Source organism: Protofrankia sp. Cas8, assembly GCF_963555845.1.
In the GTDB taxonomy this organism is placed as follows: Bacteria; Actinomycetota; Actinomycetes; order Frankiales; family Frankiaceae; genus Protofrankia.
In genome coordinates, this window is record NZ_CAUVXI010000129.1 from 8,480 (window position 1) to 14,891 (window position 6,412).

The 6,412-nt window shown below is 69.9% G+C and carries 2 protein-coding genes; one reads left to right on the forward strand and one right to left on the reverse strand.

Annotation, left to right across the window (positions count from 1 at the left end):
* Positions 1 to 738, forward strand: a 738-nt coding sequence (locus U9977_RS17610) for an SDR family oxidoreductase (RefSeq protein WP_322750369.1), incomplete at its 5' end; no start/stop codon positions are given.
* 448 nt (positions 739 to 1,186) lie between these two features.
* On the opposite strand, the gene U9977_RS17615 is transcribed toward U9977_RS17610, so the two are convergent.
* Positions 1,187 to 6,406 carry an Hsp70 family protein gene (locus U9977_RS17615; protein WP_322750370.1) on the reverse strand — a complete coding sequence of 1,740 codons (5,220 nt, stop codon included), beginning with the start codon at positions 6,404 to 6,406 and terminating at the stop codon, positions 1,187 to 1,189.
* Positions 6,407 to 6,412: the final 6 nt, after the last annotated feature.

Sequence of the window (6,412 nt, forward strand, 5' to 3'; positions counted from 1 at the left end):
TGCGACTCCGACGCATCCGTCGAGGACCTGGCCTCCCACCTGGCGGGCTGCCGCGGCTCCTTCTGGGCGACCGTCGCCGACGTGTCCTCGCCCGACGACGTCCGCCGTTTCGTCGACGACGCAGCCGAGCGACTCGGCGGTATCGATATTGTCGTGAACAACGCCGCCGTGTGCCTGCCGACCAACCCAGTCAGCGGCTCCTGGGACAAGGCTGTCGACGACTGCGACCGCACCCTCGGTACCAATATCCGCGGCGCGTACCTCGTCGGCCGGGCCGCGATCCCCTACCTCGTGCGCCAGGGCGGTGACATCGTCAACGTGACCACCGACCACATCCATACCTGCGGCTGGCCCGAGGCGCTGGACCACGCCGACGCTCCGGCCTGCCCATGGGCCAGCACCCCTCGGCCGCCCGGCGGCGGCACGGCATTCGACCTCTACGACGCATCGAAGTGGGCTCTCAACGGCCTGACTCACGCCTGGGCACAGGCGTTGCGCCCGCAGGGGGTCCGCGTGAACTCATTCGGCATGGGAGCGACAGACACCCCGATGTACCGGAGGTTCCTCGGCGACCGCCCGCCGGCGCCCGGGCTGATGGCAGCCGGGGACGTCGCCGCCGTCCTGCTCGACCTACTCGCCGAAGGCCCGCAGGGGCGGACGGGCGACAGCATCCAGCTATGGGTCGGCCATCCGTGCATCCTGCCGCCGGTAGCCACCCTTCCCGCGGTCGTAGCCTGAGGGCCGTGACGCACGTACGGCTCGGAACGCATCGGACTCCAGCGCACCTACGAACCGGGAGCCCACCGAGTGATCGCCGAAGCCAAGCCTGCGCCGATCATGTACGAACGAGAGCGTCCGAGGGAGGACTCGAACCATTTACCCCACCACCGGTCACCCTCTCCGGTGACCTCATTCTCGCAGGTCACGCGGGAATCGGGCGGTGAACCGCGTACACCCCGCTCCTGTCGCCAATCAGGGAGCAGAGTCGTTCGCGCTTCGCGCGGTCACCGTGCTCATCGCCGTCGCACAGCGCACAGGCGCTGCCGGACGGCGAAAGTGTCCGACGGAAGCCCCGTCGACCCCGGCCCGGCCACGAAACCTGGACAAGCCAGCGGCCTACCTCACTTAGGGTGACAAGACCCGCTTCCGCGTGATGGCCGCGGCCGCGTTCTGACGGGGCACGGCGTTATGTTTCTGGCGGCCCGAGCCTGCGGTAACCGGCGCGTTCCAGCAGCGGATCGAGGACCTCGGCGGACAGGGCGAAGTCCCCGGCTGTGGTCGCAGCTCCCCTCCTCGCCTTCGGCTGATCCCCGACTGTCAGGATCCCGATCACCTCGCCGAGGTCGTTGAACAGCGGACCACCGCTGCCCGCGGGCGGCACCACCAGACTGGTCCGGACCAGCTGGAGCTGTTGTTCGGGGAAGGACTCGAACTGCTCGACGGTGCCCTGGCGCAGCGGCCGTGGGACGCCGTCGGCCGGTGCTGGCCCCGACTGCGCCGGCGCCACCCAAACCCGGTCACCGATGTGGACGAGTTTCGGGTAGCCCAAGCGGAGCGGGCGCGCCGGCGCCGGCTCCGTCAGCCGCAACAGCGCCACATCGCAATGCGACGACTCGGGCAGGAAGATATGCCCCACCGAGCGCGCGCCGGTCTGCAGTCCGATGTCGATCTGGGCGGGCTCCAGCAGCACCGGCGTGCCGCCGGTCCGGTCCACCAACCAGTGCCGGTTGGTGACGACAAGCCGGTCCGAGATCAGGAATCCGGTGCCCAGCACCCGGCGGTCGGCGAGCGTGCTCCCCACCGTTACCAGGGCCGGCCCCGCATCTGGGTGGAACGCCGCGGGACTGGTCGGGCCGAGCAGCGTGACCTGAAGTCGTTGGGCATGGTCCGTCAGCACCTGCCGGTAGCGGTCCGCATCGCCGACCGCCGCGAGGCACTGCAGCAGACGCTCGACGTCCTCCAGCCGATCCGGGACCGACATTCCAAGCGATTTGATCGCATTCAGATGGTCACCGGCGCCGTGACATTCCCTGAAGCGGTGCAGCGGGCCGTGGGCCGTCACCGCGAATTGCACCAGGGCCGTGTTGTACTGCGTCAGCTGAGCCAGCAGGGGGCGCAACTGGCCCAGCTGACGCTCCAGCTCGGCGATCAGATGCCGCGCCACGGCCGGATCCGCAGGCCGGCCGGCTGAATCTGTGCCGGTCACGTTGGCGCGCGTGTCGCCGCTCGTGTCCGCGCCGGTCGGCTTGGGGGCCAGGTATTCCTTCGCGTTCGCCACCAGGTCCCGAAGCGTCCCGGTTGTTTCCTGCAGTTTCCGCTCGAGCTCCATCTGGTTGACTGGGTTGAACATCTCGGCAAGCAGAAGTTCGGTCTGGGGGTCCCGCTTCTCGGTTGTCGGCCGGAAGGCGGCGAGCCGGTCCCGGAACTCGGCCTGCAGCGCGCCGCCGTCCCCGCTGTCGGCTTCGACGACCAGTTCGCGCAGCCGGTCCAGCAGCGGATCCACCTCGGCCCGCCGCGCTGCGCGCTCCTCCTGCTCCTTGCGGCGGCGTGCCATGGTGTCCAGCTCACCCGGTGACAGCAGGGTGGCGTCGTTGACCTGGATCGACCTGGATCTTCCGGTTGCCACGTCGTGGGCGGTGACCTTGAGCAGGCAGCTGGCGTCGATAGTGAAGGTCACCTCGATTCGGGGCGTGCCGCGCGGAGCCGGCGGGATGCCGTCCAGGCGGAACTGTCCGATCTTCGCTGAGGTGTCAAGGTCGCCGTTGAAGATTTCGACGTCTATCGCCGTCTGGTTGTCGTGGTGGGTGGTGTAGTCCTTCTTCCGGTCGACCGGGATGCGCGTGTTCCAATCGATGATGACCGAAAAGCCTTGCCGGTCCTTCTCGTCGACGACCCGGATGCCCAGCGGCAGCGGGGTGACATCGAGCAGCACCCGCTCATCGAGCACACCGGCGAGCACAGCGGCCTGAATGGCCGCGCCGGAGGCCACCGCGGTGCGCGGATCGGCCACCATAGTCTGTTTCAGGCCGCCGAAGGCATCCTCGACGATGTGCCGCACCAGCGGGGAGAGCATCGGCCCGCCGACCAGCACCAGATGATCCGGCTGCTCGGACAGCCGGATCTTCGGATCCTCCCCCAGCTCGCGCTTGAACCTGACGCAGGTGTCACGCAGGATGCGCAGCGGCTCGTCGAGGATGGCGGCGAGCCTGGCCCGGCTTAACGCAACTCGCACGTCCTGGTCATTGACGAAGCTCGGCAGCGAGTACTCGGCGTGCTCCTGCGAGGACAACGAAATCTTCAGGTACTCGGCGGCCACGCCGAGCCGTCGGCGCGCGGTACCGGTGGACGGAACATGCACGCCCTGCGTCCGCAGTTGCTCCGTCAGTGCCCCGGCTACAGCTTCGTCGAGGTCGTTGCCGCCGTAGTTGTTCTCGCCCAGCACCCGCTGCACCTCGTACAGGTCCTCGCTGACCTCCACGTAGCTGACGTCGAGTGTGCCGGCACCCAGGTCCACGACCACGACCCGGCCGGTGAGGTGCCGCTGCCGGGCCGCACTCATGCAGGCGGCTGTCGGCTCGTGGATCAGCCGGACTGCCTGCACCCCGGCGATCTCGCAGGCGTCCCTGGTCGCCCGCTTCTGGTTGTTGCGAAAGTAGGCGGGGATGGTGACGACGACCCGCTCACGCTCGATCCGCAGGTCGTGGTGCTGCTCGGCCCAGGTGAGCCAGTCGTCCCGCAGCTGGCCGAGCTCGGCCCGAGCCAGCTCGCCGACCCGTTCCCGCACCCGGTCGGCCAGAAAGCCTTCCACCAGCCCACGGGCGTGCCGGACCAGGCGGGCCCCGACCTCCTCGGACCGGTAGGAACGATCCCGGATCCGGTAGACCCGTCTGCTGCCCATCCGCCGCTTCGATCCGCTGATGTGGCCGCGCACCCAGCCACCGAGGATTTCCTCCCCACGCAGGCCGACCAGCTCATTACCTTGATCATCCAAGCTCAGGGTCGACGCGAACTGCACATCGCTGCCGCGGACCGGGCACAGGACAACCTGCCCCGTCCGCCGGTCGTAGATGGCGGCCGTGCAGGTGGTGGTGCCCAGGTCAAGACCCCAGATGCTGGCGTAGCGGTCGCTGATCTCGTCCCGGGCCAGGGCCACCCACCTGGCCGTGCGTGCCTCGAAGGGGCGCCGGGCCTGCGTCACCAAGGCTTCCAGCACCGCGTCGACCTCGGGCGCCAGGAACGGCGGGACCAAAGCTTCGAGCTGCAGGCGGCGCAGTTCGTCGGCGGCCGGGCTGGCCAACCCGTCGCGCTCGACCGCCTGGAGGCACAGTCGGGCGAGCTGCTCGATGTCCCCGGTGCGCCGCAGGCAGTCGGCCAGCAGGGGATCAGCGATGGCCTCGTCCCCGTGCAAGCGGATCAGGCAACGGGCCGCGGCGGAGAAGTCGCCGGCCGCGACGAACAGCGGGATTGCCTCCTCGAACCGCCCCGCTTGCTCGTACAGCCGGGCGGCCGCGACCGGGTCACCGCCGGCCTCGAGCGAGGCGGCGCGGGTGGCCAGGCCTTCCGGCGACTGTTCGTCCTCGATCACACGGTCGGCCTGCCCGAACTGTCCAGCCTGCCGGTAGAGGCGGTGTGCCCGGTAACGGTCACCTCCTTCCTCAGCCCGCCGAGCCGCCTCGGACAGTTCGCCGGCGGCTTCCTCGAACCGGCTCCAGCTCAGGTAGGCCGCGGACACGTCGGCAGGTGGCGCTCGCCTGACGAGGTCGGCGAAGTGCTGCCGGCCCGCGACACTGACGGCGGCCCGCAACGCGTCGACCTCATCCCGGCGATCCGCCAGGCTTCCCGTTGCCGGCGTTGCCGGCGTTGCCGACGTTGCCCGCTGCAGGTGGCCGGCCAACTCCTGGACTCGTCGGGCGGCTTCGTCCCATTCCCGCCGCTCCACGAGCGCATCGACCTCCGGCAGGCGGAGCCCGACCAGTCGGGCGAGACGGTCGGCCGCGTCGTCGGGGCAGGACGTCAGCGCCGCATCGACCTCGCCGAGCCGCTCGTGACATTCACTGACCCGGTGCGGGCGGTCGGCCGCCAGGTAGTGGGTAAGTGCCTCGGTGTACCGCCCGGAGTCGAACAACAGGTCACCGGCGCGCGCGTGCAGCGCCGGGAGCGTTGCCGCGTTGATCCGGCCGGCCAGCCGCACACCAGCCAGCACGTCCTCGATCAGCGCCGACCGCAGGCAACACTCGAGGGCTGCCTGCTGCCGCACCGGCGTGTCGGCCAGCCGCGCCGTGTCCGCGCCCCGGCCGAGAAAGAGCCTGACCTCAAAAAGGTCGGGTAGCAGCGCCGCCGGCAGGTGGGCGAAAAAGGCCGACCAGACGGGAGCATCCTGATCCAGCGATGTGTGCGTCACGTAGTCCCGTACCACCGCCTCGGCCACGCCCGCGTCGAGCACCTGCAGGTCCTGCCAGTCCAACAACTGGGAGACGACAGCGTCGGCGTCCCGCTGTTGGCCGAGCACGCCAGCCATCCGGTCGCGCGCGGCGACGAGTGGCGCCCCCAGGCCTAACCGCGCCGCCAGTCCCATCACGACGGTCAGGACGTCCCGCTCGTCCTGCTCTGCGCCAGTCCGCTGCGCCACTGCGATGAGCCAGTCCGCGTCGTCCAGCCGGAACGCGGACTGGTAGAAGTCGGCGGGAATGCGAGCGTCGAAGCAGCGGAACAGGCAGACCGCCAGCGGGGGCCGATCCCTGAGCGCCGCGCTCAGCGCGTCCCGATAGGCGCCCGCGGCACGCCGGAGATCCTTCTCGGTGAGGGATGGCGCACCGAAGGCAGCTTGCACCCGCCCGACGGCCCGGCGTAGCCGTCCCCGCGTACCCTGTTTCAGCGATTCGAGCGCGGCGTCGCAGTCGCCGGGCGGCAGCGGCGAGCGAACCCCACGGCCGGGCTGGAAACCGCCTGCTGGCGGGCCAGCCGGCGCCGCAGCCCGGCCGGTCGATGTGATGGTGGCCCACCCGTCGAGTGGACGGGCCGGGGCGGTACCGGACAGAGCTTCGGCAGCCCGGCGGACATCGTCGCGCACATGCAGAATGAACTGGCTGCGTGCGGTCCATCCCGGCCCGTAACTGTCCGCGGCGGCCCGAGCGAGGTCAATCGCGAAGTCGTGGGCAGACGGATAGCGGGCGGCCGGCTGGGCGGCGAGCGCCCGCATAATGACATTCGCCACCGGCGCCGGTGCCCCGGCGGGCGGCGGCGGGACAACATTCCGTTGCCGTTCATAACGCGCCACCAGGGGCAGTTTCGGGTCGAACGGCGGCGCCCCGGCGAACAGCTCGTACAGGACACCGGCGAGGGCATAAATGTCGGTGGCCGGGACGAGTTTCTCATCGATATTCGGATTGATCTGCTCAGGCGCCATGTACCG

Coding starts and splice junctions, on each gene's coding strand:
- U9977_RS17615 (WP_322750370.1), bottom strand. CDS start 6,406: ATGGCGCCTGAGCAGATCAATCCGAATATCGATGAGAAACTCGTCCCG.